Source organism: Alkalimonas amylolytica, from assembly GCF_900107845.1.
GTDB lineage: Bacteria > Pseudomonadota > Gammaproteobacteria > Enterobacterales > Alteromonadaceae > Alkalimonas > Alkalimonas amylolytica.
The window spans coordinates 14,544-40,632 of the sequence record NZ_FNRM01000004.1 but is presented as its reverse complement, the minus strand read 5'-3'; the positions used below and the strand labels follow the sequence as shown (position 1 = coordinate 40,632).

At 53.0% G+C, this 26,089-nt stretch carries 26 protein-coding genes and 1 pseudogene; 12 read left to right on the top strand and 15 right to left on the bottom strand.

What is annotated here, in order from left to right; genetic code table 11:
* Nucleotides 1-16 precede the first annotated feature (16 nt).
* A complete protein-coding gene (locus BLW37_RS09140) occupies nucleotides 17-2,704 on the bottom strand; it encodes an insulinase family protein (protein ID WP_245785678.1) in 2,688 nt (895 codons plus the stop codon).
* Between the two features lie 257 nt (nucleotides 2,705-2,961).
* Here BLW37_RS09140 and sixA point away from each other — a divergent pair, with 257 nt between their 5' ends.
* A complete protein-coding gene (gene sixA / locus BLW37_RS09135) occupies nucleotides 2,962-3,450 on the top strand; it encodes a phosphohistidine phosphatase SixA (RefSeq protein ID WP_091342124.1) in 489 nt (162 codons plus the stop codon).
* An 11-nt stretch (nucleotides 3,451-3,461) separates the two neighbouring features.
* Here the strand turns inward: sixA and smrB are convergent, their stop codons facing one another.
* Nucleotides 3,462-4,058: an endonuclease SmrB gene (gene smrB / locus BLW37_RS09130; RefSeq protein ID WP_245785677.1), complete on the bottom strand. Its 597-nt coding sequence runs from the start codon at nucleotides 4,056-4,058 to the stop codon at nucleotides 3,462-3,464.
* A gap of 41 nt (nucleotides 4,059-4,099) precedes the next feature.
* Between smrB and prmB the strand changes: the two genes are divergently transcribed.
* From prmB to BLW37_RS09120, 3 genes are read left to right on the top strand one after another with little or no spacing between them, the layout of a single operon-like run.
* Nucleotides 4,100-5,083 (top strand): 50S ribosomal protein L3 N(5)-glutamine methyltransferase, encoded by a 984-nt coding sequence (gene prmB, locus BLW37_RS18810; RefSeq protein ID WP_216351829.1) that lies wholly within the window; start codon nucleotides 4,100-4,102, stop codon nucleotides 5,081-5,083.
* Nucleotides 5,084-6,187 carry a chorismate synthase gene (gene aroC / locus BLW37_RS18805; protein ID WP_216351828.1) on the top strand — a complete coding sequence of 368 codons (1,104 nt, stop codon included), beginning with the start codon at nucleotides 5,084-5,086 and terminating at the stop codon, nucleotides 6,185-6,187. It abuts the gene before it with no gap.
* The gene (locus BLW37_RS09120; protein ID WP_091342122.1) at nucleotides 6,184-7,371 is read left to right on the top strand and encodes an MFS transporter; all 1,188 of its coding nucleotides are present in this window, start codon (nucleotides 6,184-6,186) and stop codon (nucleotides 7,369-7,371) included. The genes aroC and BLW37_RS09120 overlap by 4 nt, the downstream gene beginning before the upstream one ends.
* Here BLW37_RS09120 and BLW37_RS09115 read toward each other — a convergent pair.
* From BLW37_RS09115 to BLW37_RS09105, 3 genes are all read right to left on the bottom strand, one after another.
* Nucleotides 7,351-8,037, bottom strand: a complete 687-nt coding sequence (locus BLW37_RS09115; RefSeq protein WP_245785676.1) for a TorF family putative porin — start codon at nucleotides 8,035-8,037, stop codon at nucleotides 7,351-7,353. The two genes, BLW37_RS09120 and BLW37_RS09115, sit on opposite strands and share 21 nt — an antisense overlap.
* Before the next feature lie 19 nt (nucleotides 8,038-8,056).
* Nucleotides 8,057-10,174 carry a methyl-accepting chemotaxis protein gene (locus tag BLW37_RS09110; protein WP_091342120.1) on the bottom strand — a complete coding sequence of 706 codons (2,118 nt, stop codon included), beginning with the start codon at nucleotides 10,172-10,174 and terminating at the stop codon, nucleotides 8,057-8,059.
* Between the two features lie 104 nt (nucleotides 10,175-10,278).
* A complete protein-coding gene (locus tag BLW37_RS09105) occupies nucleotides 10,279-11,709 on the bottom strand; it encodes an aldehyde dehydrogenase family protein (RefSeq protein ID WP_091342118.1) in 1,431 nt (476 codons plus the stop codon).
* 134 nt (nucleotides 11,710-11,843) lie between these two features.
* Here BLW37_RS09105 and BLW37_RS09100 point away from each other — a divergent pair, with 134 nt between their 5' ends.
* From BLW37_RS09100 to bamJ, 3 genes are all read left to right on the top strand, one after another.
* A complete protein-coding gene (locus BLW37_RS09100; protein WP_091342117.1) occupies nucleotides 11,844-12,968 on the top strand; it encodes an ATP-NAD kinase family protein in 1,125 nt (374 codons plus the stop codon).
* Nucleotides 12,968-13,246 carry a YfcL family protein gene (locus tag BLW37_RS09095; protein ID WP_091342115.1) on the top strand — a complete coding sequence of 93 codons (279 nt, stop codon included), beginning with the start codon at nucleotides 12,968-12,970 and terminating at the stop codon, nucleotides 13,244-13,246. Before BLW37_RS09100 ends, BLW37_RS09095 begins: the two co-directional genes overlap by 1 nt.
* Nucleotides 13,247-13,317: 71 nt before the next feature.
* A complete protein-coding gene (gene bamJ / locus BLW37_RS09090; RefSeq protein ID WP_091342114.1) occupies nucleotides 13,318-13,938 on the top strand; it encodes a BamJ family beta-barrel-assembly machinery protein in 621 nt (206 codons plus the stop codon).
* A gap of 46 nt (nucleotides 13,939-13,984) precedes the next feature.
* Here bamJ and dsbB read toward each other — a convergent pair whose 3' ends face one another.
* A complete protein-coding gene (gene dsbB, locus BLW37_RS09085) occupies nucleotides 13,985-14,521 on the bottom strand; it encodes a disulfide bond formation protein DsbB (protein WP_091342112.1) in 537 nt (178 codons plus the stop codon).
* Between the two features lie 177 nt (nucleotides 14,522-14,698).
* Here dsbB and fadR point away from each other — a divergent pair, with 177 nt between their 5' ends.
* Entirely contained in the window at nucleotides 14,699-15,415 is a 717-nt protein-coding gene (gene fadR, locus BLW37_RS09080; protein WP_091342110.1) for a fatty acid metabolism transcriptional regulator FadR, read from the top strand.
* 81 nt (nucleotides 15,416-15,496) lie between these two features.
* Here fadR and BLW37_RS09075 read toward each other — a convergent pair whose 3' ends face one another.
* Together BLW37_RS09075 and BLW37_RS09070 are read right to left on the bottom strand one after the other, a co-directional pair.
* Nucleotides 15,497-16,483, bottom strand: a complete 987-nt coding sequence (locus BLW37_RS09075) for a 2-hydroxyacid dehydrogenase (RefSeq protein ID WP_091342109.1) — start codon at nucleotides 16,481-16,483, stop codon at nucleotides 15,497-15,499.
* Nucleotides 16,484-16,560: 77 nt separating this feature from the next.
* The gene (locus tag BLW37_RS09070) at nucleotides 16,561-17,046 is read right to left on the bottom strand and encodes a glutathione peroxidase (protein ID WP_091342562.1); all 486 of its coding nucleotides are present in this window, start codon (nucleotides 17,044-17,046) and stop codon (nucleotides 16,561-16,563) included.
* A gap of 91 nt (nucleotides 17,047-17,137) precedes the next feature.
* Between BLW37_RS09070 and BLW37_RS09065 the strand changes: the two genes are divergently transcribed.
* The 4 genes and pseudogenes from BLW37_RS09065 to BLW37_RS09050 all read left to right on the top strand — a co-directional run bounded on the left by BLW37_RS09065 (nucleotide 17,138) and on the right by BLW37_RS09050 (nucleotide 19,756).
* Complete coding sequence (locus BLW37_RS09065) at nucleotides 17,138-18,025, top strand: NAD(P)-dependent oxidoreductase (RefSeq protein WP_091342107.1); 888 nt, start codon at nucleotides 17,138-17,140, stop codon at nucleotides 18,023-18,025.
* Between the two features lie 167 nt (nucleotides 18,026-18,192).
* The gene (locus BLW37_RS09060; protein WP_171907583.1) at nucleotides 18,193-19,149 is read left to right on the top strand and encodes an alpha/beta hydrolase family protein; all 957 of its coding nucleotides are present in this window, start codon (nucleotides 18,193-18,195) and stop codon (nucleotides 19,147-19,149) included.
* Nucleotides 19,150-19,229: 80 nt separating this feature from the next.
* Nucleotides 19,230-19,517 (top strand): annotated as a pseudogene (locus BLW37_RS09055) (BrnT family toxin).
* Entirely contained in the window at nucleotides 19,514-19,756 is a 243-nt protein-coding gene (locus BLW37_RS09050; protein WP_091342104.1) for a BrnA antitoxin family protein, read from the top strand. The pseudogene BLW37_RS09055 and the gene BLW37_RS09050 overlap by 4 nt, the downstream one beginning before the upstream one ends.
* A gap of 7 nt (nucleotides 19,757-19,763) precedes the next feature.
* On the opposite strand, the gene BLW37_RS09045 is transcribed toward BLW37_RS09050, so the two are convergent.
* The 7 genes from BLW37_RS09045 to BLW37_RS09015 all read right to left on the bottom strand — a co-directional run bounded on the left by BLW37_RS09045 (nucleotide 19,764) and on the right by BLW37_RS09015 (nucleotide 26,085).
* Nucleotides 19,764-20,228 carry an RES family NAD+ phosphorylase gene (locus BLW37_RS09045; protein WP_091342102.1) on the bottom strand — a complete coding sequence of 155 codons (465 nt, stop codon included), beginning with the start codon at nucleotides 20,226-20,228 and terminating at the stop codon, nucleotides 19,764-19,766.
* Nucleotides 20,225-20,674 carry a type II RES/Xre toxin-antitoxin system antitoxin gene (parS, locus tag BLW37_RS09040; protein ID WP_091342100.1) on the bottom strand — a complete coding sequence of 150 codons (450 nt, stop codon included), beginning with the start codon at nucleotides 20,672-20,674 and terminating at the stop codon, nucleotides 20,225-20,227. The genes BLW37_RS09045 and parS overlap by 4 nt, the downstream gene beginning before the upstream one ends.
* A gap of 171 nt (nucleotides 20,675-20,845) precedes the next feature.
* The gene (locus tag BLW37_RS09035; RefSeq protein WP_091342099.1) at nucleotides 20,846-21,502 is read right to left on the bottom strand and encodes a CoA transferase subunit B; all 657 of its coding nucleotides are present in this window, start codon (nucleotides 21,500-21,502) and stop codon (nucleotides 20,846-20,848) included.
* A 10-nt stretch (nucleotides 21,503-21,512) separates the two neighbouring features.
* The gene (locus tag BLW37_RS09030; protein ID WP_091342097.1) at nucleotides 21,513-22,214 is read right to left on the bottom strand and encodes a CoA transferase subunit A; all 702 of its coding nucleotides are present in this window, start codon (nucleotides 22,212-22,214) and stop codon (nucleotides 21,513-21,515) included.
* Nucleotides 22,215-22,396: 182 nt separating this feature from the next.
* Entirely contained in the window at nucleotides 22,397-23,305 is a 909-nt protein-coding gene (locus tag BLW37_RS09025; RefSeq protein WP_091342095.1) for a hydroxymethylglutaryl-CoA lyase, read from the bottom strand.
* Nucleotides 23,302-25,287, bottom strand: a complete 1,986-nt coding sequence (locus BLW37_RS09020) for an acetyl/propionyl/methylcrotonyl-CoA carboxylase subunit alpha (RefSeq protein WP_091342093.1) — start codon at nucleotides 25,285-25,287, stop codon at nucleotides 23,302-23,304. Before BLW37_RS09020 ends, BLW37_RS09025 begins: the two co-directional genes overlap by 4 nt.
* A gap of 3 nt (nucleotides 25,288-25,290) precedes the next feature.
* Nucleotides 25,291-26,085 (bottom strand): enoyl-CoA hydratase/isomerase family protein, encoded by a 795-nt coding sequence (locus BLW37_RS09015; RefSeq protein WP_091342091.1) that lies wholly within the window; start codon nucleotides 26,083-26,085, stop codon nucleotides 25,291-25,293.
* Nucleotides 26,086-26,089: the final 4 nt, after the last annotated feature.

Sequence of the window (26,089 nt, the reverse complement as noted above, 5' to 3'; positions counted from 1 at the left end):
TCAAAAGCAAATCGTTTTAATCATTTTCCAGCTCGGAAATCAGCTCTGATGCATCTAGAAAACGCAGGTGGCTATGGCTTGGCTTGCTGTCGGTAGCAAGGAAAATAGCATCGTAATCTGGTGAGAGTAGCTGGTAAAAAAAGTGAACAAATTGATTCAGGGTCAGCTGCTTTGTCGCACTGCTGATGCGCTCAGTTAGGTTAAACTGCAGGTCATCCTGCCCAATTGCCAGCCAGAGCCGCTTCGCGCGACTACTTAAACTGGTGTCTTTGTCTTGCAGTTGGTTGAGCAACCCTTGCTTTAGCTCCTGAAACTCAAGCTCACTCAATTGCTCTAACTCAGCCAGGAAAGTACGATAAAACTGCACGGTAGCCTGATACAACTGCTGACAATCCGTATTGGGTGATTGAATGTAAAAAGCCAGGCCAGGCAGAGTATTCACAGGAACATAACCGGTTCCTACCAGATAGCCTAGTTGTTGCTCGGTGCGCAATTGATGAAAATAGCGCGGTGCCAGCAAGTGGTTGGCCAGCATAAAGCGACTGATCTGCTCGGGTGATTTATCCTGAGCTGGTAAGTAGATGACCAGCGCATGATCATGATGATCCACATCTATATTGAGCCAAACAGGGCCATGGTTTTGCATTGGGCGCTCTGGCACAGACAGAGGAGCGCAATGCTCCCGATCAGCCAACCAGCTACCCAAGCGCTGTTGCAATTCGGTGGCGTCCTGTGATTGCCAGTTGCCAACCATAAAAGCCTCGATGTGCAATTGCTGCAACAACTGCTGATGAAAGCAGGCAAAGGCATCAAGCTGCATGCTTTCAAGTTCCAACAGCAGTCTGTCGATGGCTGGATTGAGTGGATGCAACACCGCTGAAAGCTGACTAAACAGACTGGCGACGGGTTTATTTTTATGGCTGTCACGCCAGTGACGCATCAGCTGTTGTTTGATTTCGTGAAAACGGCCCGCCTGGACCTGAAATTGACTTAGATGCTCTAACACATCGAGCAGCAACTGAATTTGATTGTTGCTAAGGCCAAAGCTGTGAATGCTGATGCCTTGCTTTTGTACGTGAAGGCTGTAGCCCAGACCCGCCGTGCTGGCAGGATACAATGCCTGTTGGATTTCATCGTTTAGCAACTCTACCCATAGTCTGGTTGCAGCCAAGTGCCAGCAACTCTGAATGCTAAAAGGCAGGCTCAACTGCAGATAGATGTGACCTTTTGGGGTATGAAAATCGGCATCTGGCTTAAACCAAAGGGTGAGTGCATTATCGCGATGGATACAGTCGGGCCTTTCTTGTGTTGCACTTTCAGGCAACAGCCGAAGCTCATCGACGAAGTAGGGGTTTGGTTGCGGCAACTGAAACTTTGGCGATGGTGATAAGTTTGCCAGCGATTGCAGCAACCGGGTTGGCAGCGGCTCTACCCGATAAGGTGTGAGGTACCAGCGCGCGCTCTGGTTGGTTTCAAGGCCAGGTCCAATCACCATAAGTCGCACATTGGTGGGTTGGAAATAATTCAGCACCTGACGATACAGGGACTCTGGTGGGGTTTCCATCCGGTAGTCACCAAAGACGATGTCTTCAACCGGGTAATGATGCATATTCACAGCCAGCTCAGTGGCTGTTTGCTCCGAAGTGCTGGGCTCCTGATAGCTGAATGACCATTCCAGCAGTTGCTGTCGCTCACGATACAACTGCTGTGGGAAGGGAGATTGTTTTAGCATGGCCAGATATTGAAAGATGGCATGCGTGATTTGCTCAGTAGAGGCCATACCAGCTTGAGTCAGTTCGCAGGAAATACTGAAGTCTTTGAAGTTGCTGCCATCGACACCACCACCGGCGCTAAGTTGATTGATCCAGCCAGCCGCTTTCAACTCGGCATACAAAGAACCTGGTCCTTCATCCCCCAGTAAATGCGCAATAAAGCTGACCAGCTTATAAGGGTACCAACGTTGGATACCAGGCAGGGCAAAGCTCAGTACCAGCTTGTGCATTTCTTTATGCGGTTCTACCCTCAGTTCGATACCCAGTTGTTCAGGCAAATAGAGGGGCTCTTCCAACCAATCACGTTGGCATTCCCCCTGAGGCATCGCTGTAAAGTGTTGTTCAACCCAGGCTTGCTGAGTGCTGAGTGGTTCCGGTGCTACCAGAACCAGCGTCATCTGGCTGGCAAGGTAGTAACGCTGATAAAAAGCCAGCAGGCTGTCACGCAGGCTTTGCTCCGGCAAGTCGACCAGGGTTTGCAGGTTACCTACCGAGAATTTAGCAAAAGGGTGCGCTGGGTTAACCGTTTCCTTGTGTACCTGATAGATCCGGCGGCCATCATCTTTCAGTTTAAGGGTGAACTCGGCTTCGATGGCTTGACGTTCTTTCTCTATGTAGCTCTCTGCAAACAAGGGGTGGATAAACATATCGGCAAAACGCTGTAAGCCTTCGGCAAAATGCGCTGCATCACTGTCAAAAAAGTACGTGCTATGCTCTGTGCCGGTCCATGCATTGCTGCTGCCACCATGATGACTGACAAATTGTTGAAAGCTACCAGCAACCGGGTAGTGTTTGCTTCCCAAAAACAGCATATGTTCGGTAAAGTGTGCCAGTCCTTGCCGTTCAGGTGGATCATCAAAGTGCCCGGCACGGATGCAAAGCGCAGCAGCACTTTTTTCTGCATCACTCTGCTGTACCAGAAGTACAGCCAAGCCGTTGGCCAGAACCAGGTGCTTATACTGCTTTTGGTCGTTAGGGCTTTGCTTTATCAAGTTTTTTTTCAATAGTCTGCCTGCTGGGTTTTCGGGGCAACCGGCTCAGTTGTGGCTTTTCATGCCTTTAAGGAATAGCATAGCCTAAGTTTATGCCTTAATAACAGTTACTCATGAGCGAATCTTTCATTATGATAGCGCACAATTTTTAGCCTGGTGTACCCGGGGCGTGACATTTCGGTAGTAGGTGACAGTTGATGGTCAACTTGGTGATTATGCGTCATGGTGAGGCTGAAGCGCTGCAAAGCACGGATGCAAAACGGCAACTTACCACAAAAGGCAAAGCAGAAGCCTGCCGGATGGCGTCCTGGCTGCGTCAGCATTATCCTGCTTTTGACAAGATAATTTGCAGTCCTTACAGCAGGGCGCGCCAGACGGCTGAACTCATGTTGCAAAAGCAGCCGGCCGGTTGTGAATTGGCGTTGTTGTCGGATCTGGTGCCAGAAGGTGATCCGGTGCAGGTACAGCTGTATCTGGATGCACTCTGGTCGACTGAACCAGAGCAGCGTATCTTATTGGTATCCCATATGCCGCTGGTAAGCTTTTTAGTGCAGACCTTCAGCAGTGCTGGTCAGTGTCCGGTATTTGCTACGGCAGGCCTGGCCTGTTTGCAGTATGAACCAGGCCGAAACGGCCAATTGCTGGAAACCGTTTCTCCTCAGGAGTTGAGCTTACTGCCGGTGTAACCAACGATCCATCAGGTTAGATTGTCACTGTCTTTATCGCTCATGGCACCTTGCGGAAGCGCCAGCAGTAACAGCAAAGCCCCATCGCGGCCCCAACTGCGTGGTGCGGTATGAAAAGCCCTTACATTGGGGTGCTGGATAAGCCAGTTGGGTACTTTTCGCGCCAGAATCCCCAAGCCTTTACCATGGACGATACAGGCGCAATGCAGATGCTGCTGCTGACACCAGTGCAGCAAAGCCGCCAGTTCCAGTTTGGCTTCTTGCTGCGTCATGCCGTGCAAGTCCAGGGTAACCTGAGGCTGAATTTGGCCACGCTTTAAGGCTCTGGCTAACAGCGGGTCCTCCCCGGGGGCAACATAGCTTTGTGCACCGTCACCTCCCACATAGCCTTCATATTGGTCGGAAAAATAAAACAGCGCTTGCTCCTCGGTGGGCAGCCGGGCTTTTGCTTTAGTTTTTGATGTAACCGGAGTAGAATGATGCCACTTTTTATCCTGCACCAACGGTGAGGCGTCCGCGACAAGGTCACGGAATAACTGACTTTCTTCCGGGCTTAGTTTGGTTTTATCTGGCATGGTGCAAGTGTAATCAAACCAGCCGGGCAACACAAACCACTTCCGTCCAGCCGTATGAATAAACTTGGAATACTATGACCACAGGCTCAACGACCACAGGCACAGCGCAAACCGAGGCAACCTCTTTATTTAGTCCTTCTTTGATTGAAGATGCGTTAACGCAGCTTTGCAGTGTGCAGGATTGGCTGCGCTTTGCGGTCAGTAAAATGCATCAGGGCCAGGTTTATTTGGGCCATGGCACCGACAACCCTTGGGATGAGGCGGCCAATTTAATGGCTGCTGTGTTGTCCTTGCCGCCGCTCACCGACGAGCAGTTGTTTAAAGCTCGGTTGATCATGCAAGAGCGACGGGATTTTATTGCGCTGCTGCAACAACGAATAGAGCAGCGCATCCCTGCCGCTTATCTGACTCATCAGGCTTATTTTGCCGGCTTGCCCTTTTATGTCGATGAGCGGGTGCTTGTGCCGCGTTCACCCATTGCTGAGCTGATCCAACAAGGGTTTAGCGAGCAGTTGGCAGGTGTCCAACCAGAGCGGATCCTGGATCTGTGTACCGGTTCTGGCTGTATTGCTATTGCCTGCGCATACCAGTTTCCTGAGGCAGAAGTGGATGCAGCTGATATTAGTCCTGATGCGTTGGCGGTGGCAGAGTACAATATTTCCGAGCATCAACTTGAACATCGGGTATTTCCATTGTTATCAGATGTATTTGATGGCTTGGCCGGACAACAGTACGACCTGATTGTTACCAATCCGCCCTATGTAGACGCCGAGGATATGGCTGATTTACCGGCTGAGTTTTTACACGAGCCAGAGCTTGGCTTGGCGTCTGGGGCTGATGGCCTGGCGCTGACCCGACAAATTTTACGGCAAGCAGCACAGCACCTGACCGAGCAAGGCGTGTTGGTGTGTGAGGTGGGTAACAGCATGGTGGCACTTCAGGCCTTGTTGCCAGATGTCGGGCTGCAGTGGCTGGCGTTTGAACAGGGCGGTACCGGGGTATTTTCCATTGATAAGGCAGAGCTGCTACGCTGCCAGCAACAGCTGAAGGAGTTTTAAATGGCAGGCAATAGTATCGGTCAGTTGTTTCGGGTGACCACCTTTGGGGAAAGCCATGGTCCAGCCATTGGCGGCATCGTCGATGGTTGTCCGCCTGGGTTGCACATTAGCGCTGACGAGTTGCAGCAAGATCTGGACCGGCGAAAACCCGGCACCTCGCGATACACTACTGCCCGGCGCGAAGCCGATGAAGTGAAAATTTTATCCGGCGTGTTTGAAGGCATCAGTACTGGTTGCTCCATCGGTTTATTGATTGAAAATACGGATCAGCGCTCGCAGGATTACTCCAAAATTAAAGATGTGTTCCGCCCAGGCCATGCCGATTACACCTACTGGCATAAGTTTGGCATTCGCGATTACCGTGGTGGTGGTCGCTCCTCGGCCCGTGAAACGGCTATTCGGGTTGCTGCCGGTGCCATTGCCAAAAAATACCTGAAAGAAAAGTTCGGCATGGAAATTCGCGGTTACCTCGCCCAGCTGGGCCCGGTTGCGATGGATAAAGTGCATTGGAATGAAGTGAACAACAACCCGTTTTTTTGCCCGGATCCAACCAAGCTGGATGCGCTTGATGCCTATATGCGGGATTTGAAAAAAGAGGGTGACTCTGTCGGTGCCCGGGTGAATGTTGTGGCTTCTAAAGTGCCGGTAGGTTTGGGGGAGCCGGTGTTTGATCGCCTTGACGCCGATATTGCCCATGCCATGATGAGCATTAATGCGGTGAAAGCCGTAGAAATCGGTGATGGCTTTGCTGTGGTGGAGCAAAAAGGCTCGACCCACCGTGATGAATTAACGCCGCAAGGCTTTAGCGCCAATCATGCTGGTGGCGTGTTGGGAGGTATCAGCAGTGGTCAGGATATTCGGGTTAGTATTGCGCTTAAACCCACTTCCAGCATTAGTATTCCAGGTAAGAGCATCAACCTGGATGGCGAGCCGGTGGATATGCTGACCAAAGGCCGGCATGATCCTTGTGTCGGCATCCGGGCGGTGCCGATTGCTGAAGCCATGCTGGCCATTGTGTTGATGGACCATCTGCTACGCCATCGGGCGCAGAACCTGGATGTGGTCTGCAACACACCGGATATTGCCCGCTTGCAAGACGAATGAGTGGACTGCCAACACAGCATGCCGTACCGGCTTTGGTGCTGGCTTACTTTGCTTACTACGGTGTGCTTGGCATCTTTATTCCTTACCTTGGGCTTTTTCTCGATGGCCGTGGTTTAAGTTCGTACGATATCGGTGTCCTGCTGGCGTTGGTCACCGCTACCCGCATTGTTGGCCCAAGCCTTTGGGCTGCCGTGGCGGAGCGCCAAGGACGACCGTTACTCATCATGCGGCTTGGCGCGGTACTGGCTTTGTTCGGTTGGCTTAGCAGTTTCTTCGACCAGGGCTTTTGGCTGCTGTTGCTTGGCTTTAGTATCTTCAGCTTTTTCTGGACTGCCATCCTGCCGCAGCTGGAAGTCACCACCTTTCACTTTCTAAACGACAATACCAGTCGTTATAGCCGGATCCGTAGCAGTGGTAGCGTTGGCTACATAGTGCTGGTGCTGATAGGGGGGGTATTGCTGCAAAGCCTGGGTACTGAATCGCTGCCTTATGGTGCGGCCATTCTCATGTTGCTCCTGATTGGCAGTTTATTTTTATTGCCAGAGCTGTCACCTCCCACGGAAAGTAGCTCGGCCCGAAAGGGCTTTGGCCGTTTGCTCAGCCAGCCGGTATTTCTCTGTTTTATGGGGGCGGCTTTTATTTTGCAGATGAGCTTCGCGCCTTTTTATGGCTTTTTCACCCTCTATGCCAGAGACCTTGGCTACAGCGGGGTAGCGACTGGACTTTTTATCAGCCTGGCGGTGTTGGCTGAAATTGTTGCTTTTTTCTGGATGGGCACCTTGTTAAAGCAGCGCAGTTACCGCTTGGTGCTGAGCTGTTGCTATGGCCTTACCATGCTGCGTTGGTTGATGCTGGCTTATCTGGCACATTCACCATTTTGGCTGGCGGTCAGTATGCTGATGCATGCAGGAAGTTTTGCCATTGCCCATAGCTGCGCCATGCACTTTATACAACACTATTTCCCGAAAGCATTGCGCAGCCGTGGTCAGGCACTCTATGCCGGCTTGATTTTCGGGGGCGGTGGTGCGGTCGGTGCTTACGCTGCGGGTATTTTTTGGCAGGATGGTGCAGGTTCGACTCAGACGTTTGTGATAGCAGCGGCCACGGCCGGGGTTGCTATGTTATTTGCTTTATGTCTGCCAACGCAGGTGCATGCAGTCGTTTCAGAACGAACGGCTGACTGATAACACCAGGGCATCATCACCCCAGCGCTCTTTTAAGGTGGTGGTGTGCAGACCAGCGCTTAAGATAAAACCGGCCAGATCGGTGCTGAGTACCAACTCAGCATGGAAAAAACCAGCTTTACCTTCCCAGTCGTAACTGGCTTTATCAAAGGAGTGTGAACGATCCAGCCCTGCCTGCAAAGTCCAGCCCGGGCTTAAAGTAAAACTGCGCGCCAGTTTCACCACCAGATGCCCACCGCCAAAACCAAAATAGTCGTTGCTGTACCAGAAAGAAAGCTCGTAATCATTACGGTGCAGCGTCAGATAAAGCTCCCGGAAGTTAAGTTCAGAGCTGTGGCCGCGGCCATGGTAGGTATATTGAGCCAGGCCAATATCCAGGCCGAAGTCACGAAATTGATGGTAATAGCCAAGATAACCATCGACCTCGACCTTGGTGCCTTCGCCAAAGTCGACATTTGAACCCCAGAAGCCAGCATAGAAGCCATTGCCGGCCTCCCAGGTTAAGCCTGGTTGAAAGGCTGGTTTTTTATCGGTTTGACTGACACCATTGAACAGATAGTTGTTGGTCACCGCCAGCTCCAGAGTCCAGTTGGCCTGAGCCGGCAATATAACTGCGCAGAGAAGGGTGCTGCTAAGCAAGGTTGTGGCCATTGATGATGCTTTCATAGGAACTCCTGTGCACGGCTTAACATTTGAGCTGGTTTAATCGCTCATCCATTTGGCCGGTGATTTGATCGATGGTATCGCTCACCTCATTATTGCGCTGTGCCAGTTGCTCAAGCTCCCGGGTCGCATCGCCAATAGCCGAAATATTGCGGTTAATTTCATCGCTAACCTGGTTCTGCTCTTCCGCTGCAGTCGCTACCTGAAAGGAGTTATCGGCGATTGCTGAGATGTCGGTGGTTGCAGCGGATAGTTTGTCGTAGGCAACCACAGCTTCACTCAGTGTTTGCTCAATACCGGCGGTATTCTTGCTGATTTGTTGCACCGCACCGCCGACCTGGTGCTGTAAATTGGCGATTAGTTGTTTGATCTGATCGGTGGAGCTGTGAGTTCGGGCGGCCAGAGTACGGACTTCGTCGGCGACAACAGCAAAACCTCTGCCTTGCTCACCGGCTCGCGCTGCTTCGATAGCGGCATTCAGTGCCAGTAGATTGGTTTGCTCTGCAATGGACTGAATCACTTCAATGATCTGATTAATTTCCTGGCTACTCCCCGCCACTTCTTCAATCTGAACTTTGCTATGTTCCACATCCAAAGCGACCTGACGAAACTCATCCAGTGTGCTCTGGAATAATCCATTGGCTTCATTCAATGCCAAAATGGCATTTTGTGCCCCTTCCGCTGTACTGCCTGCCAGTTGAGCGACCTCATTGGCAGTCGCTGTCATCTCGTGCATCGCGGATACCACATTCTGGATTTCTGCAGCTTGCAGCTGGGTGGCTTGATTGGTTTGCTGACTGGTATCCACCAGGGTGTGGGTTTGTTGTTGCAGTTGGGCGGAAAACTGCTGCAAGGCTTTGATCATCAGTGCCAGCTTAGCAGTAAAGGCATTGAAGCCAGCTGCCATGTCCTGCAGCTCCTGATGACGACTGCTATCGAGGGTGCGGGTTAGATCGCCTTCAGCACCTGCAAGCTCCTGCATCAGCAGGCTCATTTTGACAATGGGCTTGGTCGCACGCCTTAACCAGACGGACATCAATGCAACAAAGAGCAGCAACAAGCCTAAACCGGACAGCAGCATACGAGCTGTGGTGGCGTTGGCATCCTCCTGCAGTTGCTGCGAAAGTTCATAGGCTGTTGCCAGTGCCACCTGTTCCGGAACTGCAACCAGGGTATACCAAATGCTGCCAGAGGCTTCGATGGGGATAGGGTAAGCCAGAACCAGCTGGTCCTGATACGAAAAAAGGCCGCTTCTTTGTTGCTGCAAAGCGGTTGCAAGCTCAGGCGCAAGCTGCTGCAGTGACTGACCCAATTGATTGGCAAAACGGTTGGATGCCACGACTAACTGCTGCTCGCTGAGCAGGTAGAGATCAGCCTGACCGTCGTACAGGCTGGCCGCCTGACGAAGCAGCGACTCCTGCAACACCGGCAGGTTAATATCAACGCCGGCGACGCCACGAAAGACACCATTGACCAGCACCGGGTACACCAAAGAAGTTAGTAGCACTTCGTAACCCGGGCGGATCTCGTACTGATAAGGCTCCATCAGGCAAGGCCGGCGTTTATCATGGCTACACAGGTACCATTCGGCCTCCCGGATGCCAAATTCGTTCAGGTTGCTAAGGTATTTATCAGCGGCATCAGGGGTACGGATAAACTCCAGGCCACTCTCGGACGCTACCCAGTACACTTCGAGCGTACCTTGATCTGAACTGTGCTCAATGCCGGTTCCGCGGTAATGTTCGTCACGCCCGTCATAACCGTTGGCTTCATACTGGGTGTAAATAGAGGACACCGAAGGGTTGGCTTGCAGCAGATGACGAGCGAACAATTGTACTTGCTCACGGCTATAGGGTGCATTGCCAGAGCCCACGGCTGTATTGCTCATCAGGCTGGCAAGGTTTTTGGCGACGTCGTAATTCCGGTTCATTACGCTGGCGGTGTCCAGAGCGTTCACTCTGGCTGCGTCGGTAAGGATGGTTTCAGCGGTAGCCCGCATGGAGCGATCCAAGCGCTCAATGGCATTTTGATTACTGCTGCGGGTTGACTGCCAGCCGATCAGCGCCATGCTAGCGGTGCTGATCAGTAACAACAAGGCAACACCAAGGCTTAGCTGAAAGCGGAGGGACTGAAACTGCATGATGATATCCTCAGCAAGGTCTACAACAATCTGACCTTTCAAGTTAAGTTCAGAATAACCTTAAATGCAATGCAGCCTACTGTTTTGCTATGACAAATAGCTGTTCAGCTACGGAGTAACCAGCGCAGTGCAGTGTTTAGCGGGCTTTTGTTGTAAGGCGGGTAGATCAGTTTACCTGGGTGCCACCAGCCTTTAGAGTGCACTGCTTTTGCATGGCTAAAGGTGATAAAACCTTCTTTGCCATGATAAGCACCCATACCGGATGCACCAATGCCACCAAAGGGCAGGTCATCCTGTGCCACCTGCATCAGGCAGTCATTCAGACAAACCCCACCGGAGTGGCTGTGCTTCAGGAATTGTTGTTGCAAGGCTTTATTATCGCTGAACAGGTACAAGGCCAGAGGCCGGGCTTGAGTGCTCAATTCGGTAAAAATATGCTCGATGGTGTTAAAGCTTCGGATGGGCAAAATCGGGCCAAAAATTTCCTGCTGCCACAGGGCATGATCCTCAGGCAAGTTTAGCACCAGCTGCAGTGGCAGCAGGCCGCTGCCATCCTGCAGATAATGCTGCCAGTTGTGCTCAGCGCAACTGATGATGGTAGCACCGGCTTGCTCGGCTTGTTGCAATAAGGTCAGCATGCGCTGACGCTGACGCTCGGTGCAAAGCCAACTAAAATCCTGTTGCAGTCGGCTGGCAGGGTACAGGCGGTTAAAAGTGTTTTTCAGTTCATTGATCAGAGCGGGCTGGATCTGAGCATCAACCCACAGATAATCGGGGGCAACACAGGTTTGGCCGGCATTGGCACACTTGCCAAACACCAATCGCTCGGCACTGACGGCCAGGTTAGCATCGGCTGCAATGATGGCCGGCGATTTGCCACCCAGCTCGAGCGTGACAGGGGTGAGGTTAGCTGCTGCGGCTTGCATCACTTTACGACCGACTGTCGTTGACCCGGTAAATAGCAGATGATCAAAAGGCAAGGCAGCAAAAGCGGCTGCTTGTTCTGCATCGCCACTAAAAACCGCGACTTGGTCGGTTGGAAATACCGCTGCCAGCAGCTGCCGCAAGCAGTGGCTGGTGGCTGGGGTATCTTCCGACAATTTAAGCATTACACGGTTGCCAGCCGCCAGTGCTGCCATCAAAGGCCCCAGCGTTAAAAATACCGGGTAATTCCAGGGCACCATGATGCCAACCACGCCTTTGGGTTGGTACTGAATGAAATTCCGGGCTGGCTGAAACAACCAGCTGGTATGGCGCTTTTCCGGTTTCATCCAGCGCTTTAATTTCCTTTGCTGATACGCCAGGCCTTGTGCTGTTGGCAACAATTCAATCCGCAGACTTTCCTCGGCACTGCGATGGCCAAAATCTTCGGACAGCGCGGCTGCAAGGGCATTTAGCTGTTGCTTCAACTGCTGTTCTAATTGTTTGAGCCAGCCCAGGCGGCATGCATAGTCCGGATAAGGCAGAGCAAGCGCTGCTTTTCGTTGGCTGGCAAAAACGGCGGTTAGATCTAAAGTGTCAGCATGCTTGGGCATAATGAGCTTACAGGCAGTCAATTCGTGCCACAACTCTAGGGTAGTTCATGCAGCAACTCAAGTGCTGCTACTGGGAAAAAGTGGGGCGAGCGGTTACAATGCGCGCCATTGCAGCTAAGGGGCAGGGGAGAGCTATGTCATCGGTGTTTCGTTTAGGCTTGATTATCAATCCGCTAGCCGGTGTGGGCGGCAGTGTTGGCTTAAAAGGGAGCGATGGTGTTGCCGAACAGGCGCTGGCGCTGGGTGCTAAGCCTTTGGCCGGTAAGCGCAGCGAAACTGCGTTGAGTGAGTTGCTCGCACTCAAAGATCGACTGCTGATTAAAACGGTTGCTGGCACGATGGGGCAGCAGTTGGCAGAGCAACTAGGTTTTCACTGCAAAGTCTGTTACCAAGCTATCACTGAGCCGACCACGGCTGAAGATACCGAAGCCGCCGCCCGGGCTTTGGCCGCTGATGGCATTGACTTGCTGTTGTTCGCCGGTGGGGATGGGACCGCCCGCAATATCTGTGCTGTGCTGCCAGAGCAGGTGACGGCGCTTGGTATTCCCGCGGGCTGTAAAATTCACTCCGGTGTCTATGCGATTAGCCCGACGGCTGCTGGCAAGTTGGTCGCCAGCCTGGTGCGGGGTGAGCTGGTTTCGATGCGTCAGGCCGATGTGATGGACATTGACGAGCAGGCCTTTCGTCAGGGCGTGGTCAAAGCCCGTCGCTTTGGTGAGCTGTCCATTCCTGCTGCTTTGCAGTATGTGCAAAGCGTGAAAATGGGCGGGCGCGAATCGGAAGAGCTGGTGCTTGATGACTTAGCTGCCTGGGTAGTCAGCCAGATGGATGAAGACGTGCGCTATGTGATGGGGTCAGGTTCGACCGTGGCTGCAGTGATGCAGCAGCTTGGTCTTGCCAATACCCTGTTGGGTGTCGATGTGGTAGAAAATGGCCAGTTGATAGCCAGCGATGTTACCGCCAGCCAGTTATTAGCGCTGGTCAAAGATCGGCCGAGCAAGCTAATTATCACGCTGATTGGTGGTCAGGGTCATGTGTTTGGCCGTGGCAATCAACAGCTCTCGCCGGATGTGATCCGGGCTATTGGTCGGGATAATATCTGGCTGATAGCAACCAAGGCCAAATTGCAGCAACTATCGGGCAGACCCCTATTGGCCGATACCGGTGATGCTTTGCTGGATCAGCAGTTGCAGGGGTTGATGCCGGTGTTGACCGGTTACAACGATTATGTGATGTATCGATTAGGAGAGGCAGATTGATGGACAGCACCACCTTCATTTCGGCTGTGGCCGACTATTTTGATCAGATGATCCCAACCGCCAGCGACGACGAGCTGTTTGCGGCCGGCTATCTGCGGGGGCATTTTGACCTGGCGGTTGGCACCTTGGAAGTGGCTGCAGAGCCTTTTAGTCAGCAAGATCTACTGGCACAGGTAGATCGAAGCCTGACGCAAGCCATCACCAATGGCGAGCTCAACAGCGCCGATCAGCAACTTGTCACTGGCCTTTGGCAGCAGGTTCAGCAAGTAGCGGCCTGACAGCAGGCCTGCTTTGCGGTACTATAGGGGTTCTTTGCTGTAGCTACAGCGTCAATCACAAAGTGAGTTTTATGTCTGAACAATACACATCGTTAGAACAGCACGCCAGTTATGGCATCGGTTTGCAAATGGGCCAGCAACTGGCCGACAATCCTTTTGATGGCTTGGATATCCATGCCGTGGCAGCTGGTTTACAAGCAGCTTATCAGGGCGAAGCCCCGGCAGTATCCGAAGAGCTGATTCGTGCAGCTTTCACTGAAATCAGCCAGCGTATGCAAGCCGCTCAGGCTGAGAAGGCGGAGCAAGCAGCTAAGGTAGGCGAAGATTTTCTGGCAGAAAACGCCAAACGCGCCGAAGTGTCAGTGACCGCATCTGGTTTGCAGTACGAAGTACTGAATGCCGGTGCTGGCGATAAGCCTGGACGTGAGTCAACGGTGCGTACCCACTACCATGGCACTCTGATCGATGGCACTGTGTTTGATAGCTCTTACCAACGTGGTGAGCCGGCTGAGTTCCCGGTATCTGGTGTGATTGCTGGCTGGACCGAAGCCCTGCAGATGATGCCGGTAGGTGCCAAATACCGTTTGTATATCCCGCACGAACTGGCCTACGGTGAGCGCGGTGCAGGCCACGCTATTCCACCATTCAGTGCCCTGGTGTTTGATGTTGAGTTACTGGCAATTGTTGAGTAATTCGTTTCACAAAATCAGGTGCTTAGGCACCTGATTTTATCGGAGCTCATCCTTTGTAAGGGTTTGTCGTCAGTCGAACCCCTTGACTGAGTATCACCAGCACCGCTACCAGCGCATAGGCGACAAAGAGCCACTGCATCCAGTCTGCCATCGAAGCACCGGCAAATTGCCAGTCAATGGCGCCACAAGGCCCGGTTGGATCGAAGATAGCAGGTAGCCACTGATGCAGCGGCAGCCAATCCGGAAAGTCAGCAAACAAAGCACAGCTGTAAAAGCCACCATCGGCAATGAGTTGTTCAATATCACTGAGCTTTCGTGCTTGCACCCAACCATAGATAGCCGCTGCCAGCCAGCCCAGACAGGCCAGTACCCGAATCGGCCCACTGCCAGGAGCCATCAGACCAAGCAAGGCTGCCAGTAGAATACCGGCTACGGCTGCCCGGATGTAAACGCACTGAATGCAAGGCTCCAGCCCCATACCGTATTGAAAGTATAATGCGGCCAGCTCAAGCCCCAGCGCAGTCAGGAATAGCAACAGCCAGCTTAGCCGTTGCTTAGAGAATTTTTTCAGCCACTCAAACATCAGTCAGGCTCCGGGAAAAGTCTAGTTTTGAGGCACTTACTCTATGTCATTGTGAACCAGGTTACAACTATGACACCAAAAGCCAGCCAAAATGGTGGCACCCCTTGTGAACTGGCGGTTCTCTGGTACAATCAGTCGATAATTTAAAATAATCACAGCACAAGTGGACCTTCCTGGATGACCAATCTTATCAAAGCACAAAGCCCGGCCGGTTTTGCAGAAGAATACATCGTTGACTCAATCTGGAATGGCAAGTTTGCCCCAGGCTCCATCTTGCCCGCTGAGCGTGAGTTGTCGGAGCTGATTGGTGTCACCCGAACTACCCTCCGTGAAGTATTGCAGCGGCTAGCGCGTGATGGCTGGTTGACCATCCAGCATGGTAAGCCAACCAAAGTGAATAATTTCTGGGAAACTTCAGGCTTGAATATTCTGGAAACCCTGGCGCGATTGGATCAAGACCAGATGCCGGATCTGGTGAACGAGCTGTTATCAGCCCGCACCAATATCAGCGCGATCTACATTCGTGGTGCCATCAAAACCCATCGTGAAGAAGCCATGGCCTCTTTTGCTGGCGCCGATGAGTTACCGGATACGGCGGAAGCTTTTGCTGATTTTGATTACAACTTAAATCATGAACTGGCATTGCACTCATCCAACCGGATTTATGTGCTTATCCTCAATGGCTTTCGTGGCCTGTACAATAAAATTGCCCGTTTTTACTTTTCCCAGCCAGAAGCCCGTGAGCTGGCCCGCAGCTATTACAAAGAACTGCGTGCTTATGCTGAGGCCGGTCGTCACGATGAAGTGATCGCTGTGGTCCGTAAATATGGTTGGGAAAGTGGTAAAATTTGGTCTGGACTGCGTGCCAGTATCCCAAAAGACTTGATTGAATAACTGCCTGCTCTCTATTTTCAGCATAAAAAAAACCGCCTCAGCGGTTTTTTTTATGGGTTATCTGAAACGCTTGACCCTGCTTTAGCAAAGCTCGTTACCATTTGCTGAGCCTTTGGAGAAAGCAACCAGGTTTTCACTGGTGATCTGGCTGATTTGCTGCATGGCCTCTTCGGTAAAAAAGGCCTGGTGGCCGGTGATCAGCACATTGGGGAAGGTTAGCAAGCGCTTAAAGACATCGTCATCAATTACCATCTCTGACAGATTCTCAAAAAACAGATCGGCTTCCTGCTCGTACACGTCCAACCCCAGATAACCAATTTTACGGCTTTTCAGTGCCTGAATAACTGCTTTGGTATCGATTAAGCCGCCGCGGCTGGTGTTGATAAGCATCACGTTCTGCTTCATCAATGCCAAAGTATCGGGGTTTATCAGATAACGGGTTTCCGGCGTCAAGGGGCAGTGCAGGCTAATGACATCGCTGTGCTGATACAGTTCAGGCAAGGGCACGTAGCGCGCTCCCAGCTGCTTTAGCTCGGCATCTTCGTACAGATCGTGGCAGAGTAAGGTACAGCCAAAACCAAGCAAGATTTTGGCAGTGGCTTTGCCGATACGGCCAGTACCTATCAGACCGACCGTTTTGCCGTGCATATTAAAACCGAGCAAGCCATCAAGAGAGAAATTATCATCCCGCACCCGGTTGTAGGCTTTGTGCAGCTTACGGTTTAAGGTCAGCATCATGCCAACGGTATGCTCAGCGACTGCCTCTGGTGAGTAAGCCGGCACCCGTGCTACCCGAATGCCCAGTTGCTTGGCGGCATCCAAATCGACATTGTTAAACCCTGCACAGCGTAAGGCAATCATCCGCACGCCTTCTGAGTGCAACGCTTCTAGTACAGGCGCCGATAAGTCGTCGTTGACAAAGGCGCAGATGGCGCTGCTGCCAGCGGCCAGCGCAACGGTGTCCGGGTTTAACTTCAGCTCCAGATAATGAAACTCCAGGCTGGCATCGGCCCAACGGCTAAAGGCTTGCTGATCGTATTTTTTGGCACTGTATACGGTAACTTTCATTCGGATATCCCTGTTGCATTTGTCCACAGTGTAGCAAAAACGGCGCATTTGTTATTGCGGCGGATCAAGCCAGGTACTTATTGGCCGAGCAACTCCTCGATGCTTTGTCGCAGCGCCAGTGGCTTGGTGCGCGGTGCGTAGCGTTTCACGACTTCACCTTTGGTATTGACCAAAAATTTGGTGAAGTTCCATTTGATGGCACGGGTTTTCAGCAAACCACGGGCCTGATTCTTTAAAAATTCAAACAGCGGTTCGGCTTCCGGGCCATTGACCTGAACTTTAGCCAGCACCGGGAAACTGACGCCATAATTCAGCTGACAAAATTGCTGAATATCCTGATCCGAGCCGGGTTCCTGGCCGCCAAACTGATTGCAGGGAAAGGCCAGAATGACAAAATCGCGATCTTTATAGGTTTGATACAGTGCTTCCAGCTCCTGGTACTGTGGGGTGAAGCCGCATTGGCTGGCGGTATTGACCACCAGCACGGTTTTGCCTTTGTATTGCGATAAATCGACAGGCTTGCCCTGTGCGTCGTTCACGGTAAAGTGATGCAGGTTGTTCATCCGTTCTTCCCCAAAAGGTTTTTGCTTTTTGCCGGCCATCTTTGTACGCTTAGCGCCATTCCCTAGTTTACGACAGAAGTAAGACACTGGTATGACAAATTCCGCAAACAGCAAAAAAGTCGCCTTTATTGGCCTGGGTGTGATGGGCTATCCGATGGCGGGGTATTTGCAGCAACATGGCCATGACAGCCGGGTATACAACCGCACCAGCAGCAAAGCACAGCAATGGGTTAAGCAGTATGGCGGTCAGTATGGCAGTACACCGGCAGAGGCCGCCCAAGGCGCAGCGCTGGTGTTTCTTTGTGTTGGTAATGACGATGATGTGCGCTCGGTGGTCTATGGCGAGCATGGTGTCTTAGCCAGCATGCAGCCAGGCTCGGTACTGATCGACCACACCACGGCTTCGGCCGAGCTGGCTCGTGAGTTGGCTGCGGCTTGTGCCGAACAGGGCATTGGCTTTTTGGATGCGCCGGTATCCGGCGGTCAGGCCGGTGCTGAAAACGGCGTGCTGACCATCATGGTCGGCGGTGAGAGTGATAGCTACGCCAAAGCAGAGCCGGTGATGCAGGCCTATGCCCGCTGCTGCAAGCTACTGGGCCCAGCGGGAGCCGGCCAGTTGGCGAAGATGGTCAATCAAATCTGCATTGCCGGTGTGGTGCAGGGGCTGGCCGAAGGCCTGCATTTTGCGCAAAACGCCGGTTTGGATGCAGCGGCTGTGATTGAGGTGATCTCGCAAGGTGCTGCGCAATCCTGGCAAATGCAGAACCGCTATCAGACCATGCTGAAAGGCGAGTACGATTTTGGCTTTGCTGTTGATTGGATGCGCAAAGATCTAAGCATCGCTCTTAACGAAGCTCGCAAAAACGGCAGCCACCTGCCAGTCACCGCCCTGGTGGATCAGTTCTACAGCGAAGTCCAGCGCATGGGGGGTAACCGCTGGGATACCTCCAGCCTATTGGCCCGGTTGCATAAGTCTTAATAAAGCTCTAGGCTTTAGGGGCGCTTGATTGCGCCCTCACATCTACTGTGCTTCCACCCCCCCTTACCTTCTGCCACATATGATAACAATCTATTTGTGAGTTGTTGCAATTGTTTGTTTGTGATAACTTTTTATCGATTCTAAAAATAATGATTAAGGAAAATACTATGAAATGGTTGCTAGGAATGGCCTTGCTGGTGTCGCTGTCTTTGGCGCAGGCAGAACCTTTTAGTGGGCATGCGTCTATTCAGACGACGGCCAATTGTTTTCGCGGCCCATTTGAGAGCTCTGTTACTTTGGCACAACGTTTAGAGCAAATGCCTGCCGAACAGCAGGAGCGAGTGAATCGTGTGTTTGTCCAACCGCAGTTTGAGCAGCGGGTGAACACTGTTTATTGCCGTGACTTTATGTACCTGGTCGACGATGTTGAAGTGCGGGGAGTGGTTGTGGCACCGGTGCACCCTGATAAAACAGAGCACCAGTTGCCGGTATTGATTTATAACCGTGGTGGCAATGCCGATTTTGGCGCTCTACGATTTCCATTTGTATACCATCAATTAATCACCTGGGCTGAGCAGGGCTATATTGTGATTGCCAGTAATTACCGTGCGCAAGATGAGTTCGGTGGTGCCGATGTGGCCGATGTTGAAGCCTTATTGCCCATTATCCAGCAGATGCCAATGGCCGATCAAAACAACATCGCCATGTGGGGCGTTAGTCGCGGCGGCATGCAAAGCCTGATGGCGGTGCGGAATATGCCGGAGGTGAAAGCGCTGGTGTTTTCGGTAGGCGTGATTGATTTAGAGAAAGAGCTCGAGTTTCGTTCTGAAATGGAAAACGTGTATAAGGCGAGGATCCCGGATTATGCCAACCGTAAGCAGGAGGCGCTGGCTGAACGTTCAGTCGTGCATTGGTTGGATCAAATCCCGGCCGAGCTGCCGATCCTGATTTTGCACGGTGAGCAAGATGATCGGGTGCATGTCAGCAATGCCACGCGTTTTGCCAAGTTGCTAGAGCAGCGGGGGCAGCCGCATCAGCTGCATATCTATCCGGATGCCGGTCACAATGTTTCCCAAGAGTCCTTTGACGATATGAAAAACTGGCTGCAACAACACTTGCAGTAAGCGGATCTTATTTTGAGGGTGGTCAGTCGGCTTCAGGCTTTGAGCTTGACGCAACTCAGTAGTGTACATACACTGTACATATAATTAAGTTCGAGTGGGATCCGGCCAAGGCAAATGCCAATCTGACGAAGCACGGAGTGTCTTTTGCTGAGGCACAAAGCGTGTTTTATGATGAATTTGCCCTGTAGTTTTTTGATGCCGAGAATTCGGTGACTGAAGATCGTTTTCTGATGCTGGGTATGAGCAGTGAGGCCAGGATCCTGCTTGTTTGTCACTGTGAGCGCGGCAATGGAGAGACGATTCGCATCATTTCAGCTCGTAAAGCGACAAGCAACGAACGCAAGCATTATCAAGGTGGTCTGCCATGAAAACTGAATACGATCTTTCCGAAATGAGTTCTCGTAAGAACCCTTATGCCTCCAAGCTGAAGAAGCCGGTGACTATGCGTTTAAGCGAGGATGTGATTGCTTACTTCAAGGAAATGGCTGAAGTGGAAGGGATCCCTTACCAAAGCCTTATTAATCTGTATCTAAGAGACTGCGTGGCCCAGCACCGTAAGCTGAGCGTCAAGTGGCCGGCAGAGCGCCCACACCCAAAAGCTGGCTAAAACCAGTTTAGCGGCTTAACCGAGGATCCGGCATAAAATCCAGTTCTATCCGGCTGTCAAGGCAGGACGGATAGTCGGGGTGGGCTGGGTTGAGCAGAATGTTGTGCTCGCGCGGCGCCAGCACACTGGGTACCACCAGAGCAAGGCTTGCTTGCTCTTGCAGCCAGCTGTCACCAATGTTGGCGGTCTCGGCGCTGGCCGGTTGCATCTGCCAGCTGGCGGGCAGGTGCTGTGGGCTCAGGTTAAGCAAGGCATCGTCCGGCAGGTACAACTGAAATAAACGAAACTGCTTTAGTGCCACTCTGTTGTTCAGATGCACCAGCACTTCCAAAATAGCCAGAGCTTCCGACCCGGCGGTGTAGATACAGGCTTTGCCTTTGCTGTTCCAGCGCCCACCATAGAGCCTGGCACCTTCGCCATCAAACGCCTGAGCAGCCCACTTCTGATGCACCAGCCGGAACAGCAGCATCAGTTGAAGACGCCATGCTCTAAGCGACCAATCAGATCCAGCACCGCCTGGCTTTCTGCCGAGGTGGCCAGCATCTCAATAGGGGCCTGATCGCCAAGGCCATACACGGGCTGTGTCAGCCAGCTTCTGATGGCAGCACTATCGCCGCCAAACAAGCTGCTGGCAGCCGCAAAAACGGTGGCAAAGCGATACAGCCGGTCGCTTTCATCCTGAGTAAAGCGGCCGCTTTTCGCACGCCGGGCCAGAGTGGCCGGGGCCAGCTGGCAAACCGCTGCCAGTTGCTTTTTATCCAGGCTGGACAGTGCTGCCAGTTTATCAAACACCTGGTAGGCAAAGCCCTGATGCAGCGCCTGATACAGCTTAGGGCCACGCTCAGCAACTCCGATCTGTTGCCAGATATCTGGTTTGGCGTAATAGAGGCGTGGGTTATAGTCTCGTACGGTTTGCATGCTGCAGCCTTTATCAGTTGATATACAATGATTGTATCAGATGATTTTATCTGGTCAATAAATCAGCATTTTTCATCTGTGAAGAGTGGGGTTGTGAATGTTGAATGATGAATGAAGAGCGGTTAGTGGGGCGCGGCAATAAAAAAGGCGCCATGCCGGCGCCCATTGTAATTAAAACTGCATTTCCGGGATATCGCCGGATACCACCAGCTTGCCAGCGGTTTTCTGCTGAATTTCTTCCACCGAGATACCAGGCGCTCGCTCCAGCAGATGGAAAGCGCCATCCCGTACTTCCAGTACTGCCAAATCGGTGACGATTTTTTTCACGCAGCCGACGCCGGTCAGGGGCAGGGTGCAGTCGCTCAGCAGTTTGCTGTTGCCGTGTTTGTCGGCGTGCGTCATGGTCACCACTATGTTTTGGGCACCGGCCACCAGATCCATGGCACCGCCCATGCCTTTCACCAGCTTGCCTGGGATCATCCAGCTGGCAATGTTGCCATGCTGGTCGACTTCAAAAGCACCCAGTACGGTTAAATCGACATGGCCGCCACGGATCATGGCAAAGCTTTCGGCCGAGCTGAAAATAGCAGCGCCGGTAGCGGCCGTCACCGTTTCTTTGCCGGCGTTGATCATATCGGCATCGATTTGTGCTTCAGTTGGGTAAGGGCCCATGCCCAGCAAACCATTTTCCGATTGCAGCATCACTTCAATGCCGGCTGGCACATAATTGGCAACCAGCGTAGGGATGCCAATACCAAGGTTAACGTAGAAGCCATCTTGCAGTTCCTGCGCCACTCGCATGGCGACTTGTTCACGTGATAAAGCCATTACTGCCTCCTTAACCTTGACGAACCATGCGGCGCTCAATGCGTTTTTCAAAGTTGCCTTTGATCACGCGCTGCACATAAATGCCCGGGGTGTGAATTTGGCTGGGTTCCAGCTCACCCGGCTCGACGATTTCTTCCACTTCAGCAACGGTAATTTTGCCAGCGGTGGCCGCCATCGGGTTAAAATTCATCGCGGTGTGGCGGAATACCAGGTTGCCGTAACGGTCGGCTTTCCAGGCTCGCACTATAGCAAAATCACCGGTAATGGCAGGCTCCAGCACATAATGGCGGCCATCAATTTCACGGGTTTCTTTGCCTTCAGCCACCGGAGTACCGTAGCCGGTGGCGGTGAAAAAGGCCGGAATACCAGCACCTCCAGCGCGCATTTTTTCTGCCAGGGTGCCTTGCGGCGTCAGTTCGACCTCCAGCTCACCGTTAAGCAGCTGCTTTTCAAACAGGGCGTTTTCACCGACATAGGAAGCGACCATTTTTTTGATTTGCCTATCTTCCAGCAAAATGCCCAGGCCAAAGCCATCGACCCCGCAGTTGTTGGAAACCACTGTCAGCTCCCGGGTACCCATCTTTTTGATTTGGGCAATCAAGCCTTCCGGAATACCGCACAGGCCAAAACCGCCGGCAATCACTGTCATGCCGTCTTCCAACCCGGCCATCGCTGCTTCGTAACTCTCTACGACTTTATTAAACCCTGCCATCTGTAATCCTCATTGCTTCGAACATCTGATGTCCGCTGCTCATAATGAGCAGGGGTGGATGTGTCTTTTGGTGTGAGCCTGTCAGGCAAGGATGCCTGACAAGAGTCCCCTGGGAAGGGTTCACGACGTGTCACACCAAAAGATACGCAACCCCTGCGTGCTCCGAAGAGCCTGAACTCCGCTTAATTTTTAAGGCACTTGGCCTGCAATGCCAATCCTACTTTAGAACTAACCGGCTTGCCGAGCTCGGCGCATATGTCCCAGCCAGCTTGTGCCAATGCATTTAAATCCACGCCGTGTGTAATGCCAAGGCCATTTAGCAAATAAACCACATCTTCGCTGGCAACATTACCGGACGCCCCGGCGGCGTACGGGCAGCCGCCCAGGCCAGCCACGGCACTGTCGATCACCGCAATACCACGCAACAGCGCGGTGTAAATATTGGTTAACGCCTGGCCATAGGTATCATGAAAATGCACCGCCACTTGCTCTAGTGGCACCACGGCCAGCACCGCATCCAGCATCGCAGCAACGGTTTTAGGCGTGCCGACGCCGATGGTATCGCCGAGCGAAATCTCATAGCAGCCCATATCCAGTAAGGCCTTGGCCACCCGGGCCACGTCGGCCGGGGCCACGTCGCCCTGATAGGGGCAACCTACCACGCAGGAGACATAACCACGCACCTGGATGCCATCGGCCTTGGCCGCAGCCAGCACCGGGGCAAAACGCTGCAGGCTTTCGTCGATGCTGCAGTTGATGTTTTTCTGGCTGAAGGCTTCGGAGGCGGCACCAAAAATCGCCACTTCATCGGCACCGGCGGCTTTGGCGGCTTCGTAGCCTTTTAAGTTAGGCGTTAAGGCGGCATAACGAATACCGGCTTTACGCTTGATGCCAGCAAAAACACTGGCGGAGTCGGCCATTTGCGGCACCCACTTGGGGGAGACGAAAGCACCGGTTTCAATGGTACTGAGCCCGGTGCGGCTCAGCTGATTGACCAGCTTAATTTTGGCGTCAAGCGACACCGCCACTTCATTTTGCAGGCCATCCCGCGGCCCGACCTCCACCAGGCGAACTTGCTTAGGTAGCATCAGGCGTCCTCCGTTTCCAGTTCCACCAGTTCGGCACCGTCCTGCACCAACTCTCCGGCCTGATAGAACACGGCCTTGACGGTGGCATCGGTAGGCGCCTTGATGCTGTACTCCATTTTCATCGCTTCCATCACCACCAGGGTTTGACCGGCTTTCACCTGCTGGCCAGCTTCGACCAGCACCGCGACGATGGTGCCATTCATCGGTGCAGTCAGGCTGCCGCTGTCGTCGCTTAGCTCGGTTTCGGTCAGCAGCTCGGTCTGATAGCTGAAGTCGTAGCGATGGTGGCGAATAAAGACACTGATGGTGTCCTGATACTGACTGATCCGCACCCGGGTTTTGTGCTCGCCCAGGGTGGCGATCAGCTCATCGCCTTGCAAGCGGGCCTGGCAGCGTAGCTGCTGGCCATCCAGTTGCACCAGCACGGCATCCTGCAACTGTTGCAGCTGCAATTGATGGCTCTGTTCCTGATGCTGCAGGTTCAGCAGTTGCATCGGTTGTTCATTTAACCGCCAGCCATGGCTAAACTGCCAGGGGCTGAAGGCGTCGCTACAGCTTTGCGGCTGCTTTTGCGTTTCCAGAATGTACAAAGCTGCCAGCACCAGCGCTTGGTTGTTTTCTTTGGTGGCTGGTGCGAACAGCGATTCTTGATGGTGTTCAATAAAGTTGGTGTCGAGCTCGGCCGCGACAAAAGCCGGATGTTCGACCAGACTGGTTAAAAAGCTTAGATTGGTGGTCACCCCGGCGATGCGGTAATCATCCAGCGCCCGCAGCATTCGGCTGATGGCACGGTCGCGATCTTCATCCCAGACAATCAGCTTGGCGATCATCGGATCGTAGTAGGGGCTGATTTCATCGTTCTCAACTACGCCGCTGTCGACCCGCACATAGCGACTGGCTTCTGGTTGGCGCAAATAGGTCAGTTTGCCGGTGGCTGGCAGGAAGTCGTTGTCTGGATCTTCGGCATAGACCCGTACCTCGATGGCATGGCCATGCAGGCTGACTTCGTGCTGAGCCAATGGCAGCGGCTGGCCGCTGGCGACCAGCAATTGCCATTTCACCAGATCCTGACCGGTGATCATCTCGGTAACCGGATGCTCGACCTGCAAACGGGTATTCATTTCCATAAAATAGAAAGAGCCGTCTTCATCGAACAGAAACTCAACGGTACCGGCACCACGGTAATCGATGGCCTGGGCTGCTTTAACCGCAGCGTCACCCATCGACTGTCGCTGCGCTTCAGTAAAACCAGGCGCCGGGGCTTCTTCAATGACTTTTTGATGGCGGCGCTGGATCGAGCAATCGCGCTCGGCCAGATAGACCGCATTGCCGTGGTTGTCGGCAAACACCTGGATTTCGACATGGCGCGGTTTGGTCAGATAGCGTTCCATCAACATCTTGTCGTTGCCAAAACCAGCCATGGCTTCGCGTTTGGCCCCGGCCAGCGCATCGGCAAACTCGCTTTGTTGCCATACCACCCGCATGCCTTTACCGCCACCGCCATAGGCCGCTTTTAGCAGCAAAGGGTAGCCAATTTTTTCCGCTTCTTTGGCGAGAAAATCCGGCGCCTGTTCATCGCCATGGTAGCCAGGCACCAGCGGCACACCGGCTTTGGCCATAATGTCTTTGGCTGCGCTTTTCGAGCCCATGGCTTCAATGGCCCCGACCGGTGGGCCGATAAAGACCACACCGGCTGCGTCACAGGCTTTGGCAAAGCCGGCATTTTCCGATAAAAAACCATAGCCCGGATGAATGGCTTCAGCGCCTGCAGCTTTGGCGATCTGCAGAATTTTGTCGGCTTTTAAGTAGGAATCTTTGCTTGGTGCTGGCCCCAGTAAGAAGGCTTCGTCCGCCATATTGACATGGCGGGCATTGGCATCGGCTTCGGAATACACCGCTACGCAGCGGATCCCCAGCTTGTGCGCGGTCTCGATAATACGGCAGGCGATTTCGCCACGATTGGCAATCAGGATTTTACGAAACATGGGTTAATCCTTCGGCAGCCAGCCAGGGCTGCGCTTGGTTAAAAATGCAGTCAGACCTTCCTGACCTTCGGCCGACACCCGGATGCGGGCAATGGCTTCGCTGGTATGCTGGATCAATGCTGGATTGATCGGCTGTTGGTCGACGTCTGCAATCAGTTGCTTGGCTGCACTCAGTGCAGCGGGGCTATTTTGCAGCAATTGCTGGCAGAGCTTGTCTGCCGCTTGCAGCAAATCGCCGTCAGCCACCACCTGATGCAACAGGCCAAGCCGCAGGGCTTCATCGGCAAAAAACCGTTCGGCGGTTAAAAAATAGCGCCGGCTGGCGCGCTCGCCAATGGCCCGCATCACATAAGGGCTAATCACGGCCGGGATCAGGCCAATTTTCACTTCGCTTAAGCAAAAGCTGGCCTTCGGCTCCGCCAGAGCGATATCACAGCAAGCCACCAGGCCGAGGGCTCCGCCAAAGGCTGCGCCTTGCACCAGCGCGATGGTTGGTTTTGGAAAGCGATCCAGGCTGCGCATCAGTTCGGCCAGGCGGCCAGCATCGTCCAGGTTTTGCTGGTAATCTTTGGCTGCCATCGAGCGCATCCAGTTCAGATCGGCACCGGCAGAAAAGTTTTTGCCATGGGCTTTTAGCAGCAGCAGCCGCACGGCAGGGTTGGCTGCCAGTTGCTGCAGCGCTGTGATGATCTGCTCGATCATCACATCGTCAAAGGCGTTGTGCACCTCTGGCCGGTTTAGCGTCAGACTGGCGATGCCCTGAGGGGAAACAGACAGCTCGATATAAGATTCAGCCATTACA

Bases quoted from the DNA above. Each gene is read 5' to 3' on its own strand.
- sixA (WP_091342124.1), top strand. From the start codon at position 2,962: ATGGTCAACTTGGTGATTATGCGTCATGGTGAGGCTGAAGCGCTGCAA.
- BLW37_RS09050 (WP_091342104.1), top strand. From the start codon at position 19,514: ATGAAAACTGAATACGATCTTTCCGAAATGAGTTCTCGTAAGAACCCT.
- BLW37_RS09065 (WP_091342107.1), top strand. From the start codon at position 17,138: ATGACAAATTCCGCAAACAGCAAAAAAGTCGCCTTTATTGGCCTGGGT.
- BLW37_RS09015 (WP_091342091.1), bottom strand. From the start codon at position 26,085: ATGGCTGAATCTTATATCGAGCTGTCTGTTTCCCCTCAGGGCATCGCC.
- BLW37_RS09105 (WP_091342118.1), bottom strand. From the start codon at position 11,709: ATGCCCAAGCATGCTGACACTTTAGATCTAACCGCCGTTTTTGCCAGC.
- BLW37_RS09110 (WP_091342120.1), bottom strand. From the start codon at position 10,174: ATGCAGTTTCAGTCCCTCCGCTTTCAGCTAAGCCTTGGTGTTGCCTTG.
- BLW37_RS09095 (WP_091342115.1), top strand. From the start codon at position 12,968: ATGGACAGCACCACCTTCATTTCGGCTGTGGCCGACTATTTTGATCAG.
- BLW37_RS09070 (WP_091342562.1), bottom strand. From the start codon at position 17,046: ATGAACAACCTGCATCACTTTACCGTGAACGACGCACAGGGCAAGCCT.
- BLW37_RS09035 (WP_091342099.1), bottom strand. From the start codon at position 21,502: ATGGCTTTATCACGTGAACAAGTCGCCATGCGAGTGGCGCAGGAACTG.
- BLW37_RS09020 (WP_091342093.1), bottom strand. From the start codon at position 25,287: ATGTTTCGTAAAATCCTGATTGCCAATCGTGGCGAAATCGCCTGCCGT.
- BLW37_RS09120 (WP_091342122.1), top strand. From the start codon at position 6,184: ATGAGTGGACTGCCAACACAGCATGCCGTACCGGCTTTGGTGCTGGCT.
- fadR (WP_091342110.1), top strand. From the start codon at position 14,699: ATGACCAATCTTATCAAAGCACAAAGCCCGGCCGGTTTTGCAGAAGAA.
- BLW37_RS09030 (WP_091342097.1), bottom strand. From the start codon at position 22,214: ATGGCAGGGTTTAATAAAGTCGTAGAGAGTTACGAAGCAGCGATGGCC.
- dsbB (WP_091342112.1), bottom strand. From the start codon at position 14,521: ATGTTTGAGTGGCTGAAAAAATTCTCTAAGCAACGGCTAAGCTGGCTG.
- parS (WP_091342100.1), bottom strand. From the start codon at position 20,674: ATGCAAACCGTACGAGACTATAACCCACGCCTCTATTACGCCAAACCA.
- BLW37_RS09075 (WP_091342109.1), bottom strand. From the start codon at position 16,483: ATGAAAGTTACCGTATACAGTGCCAAAAAATACGATCAGCAAGCCTTT.
- BLW37_RS09060 (WP_171907583.1), top strand. From the start codon at position 18,193: ATGAAATGGTTGCTAGGAATGGCCTTGCTGGTGTCGCTGTCTTTGGCG.
- BLW37_RS09115 (WP_245785676.1), bottom strand. From the start codon at position 8,037: ATGAAAGCATCATCAATGGCCACAACCTTGCTTAGCAGCACCCTTCTC.
- aroC (WP_216351828.1), top strand. From the start codon at position 5,084: ATGGCAGGCAATAGTATCGGTCAGTTGTTTCGGGTGACCACCTTTGGG.
- BLW37_RS09100 (WP_091342117.1), top strand. From the start codon at position 11,844: ATGTCATCGGTGTTTCGTTTAGGCTTGATTATCAATCCGCTAGCCGGT.
- prmB (WP_216351829.1), top strand. From the start codon at position 4,100: ATGACCACAGGCTCAACGACCACAGGCACAGCGCAAACCGAGGCAACC.
- bamJ (WP_091342114.1), top strand. From the start codon at position 13,318: ATGTCTGAACAATACACATCGTTAGAACAGCACGCCAGTTATGGCATC.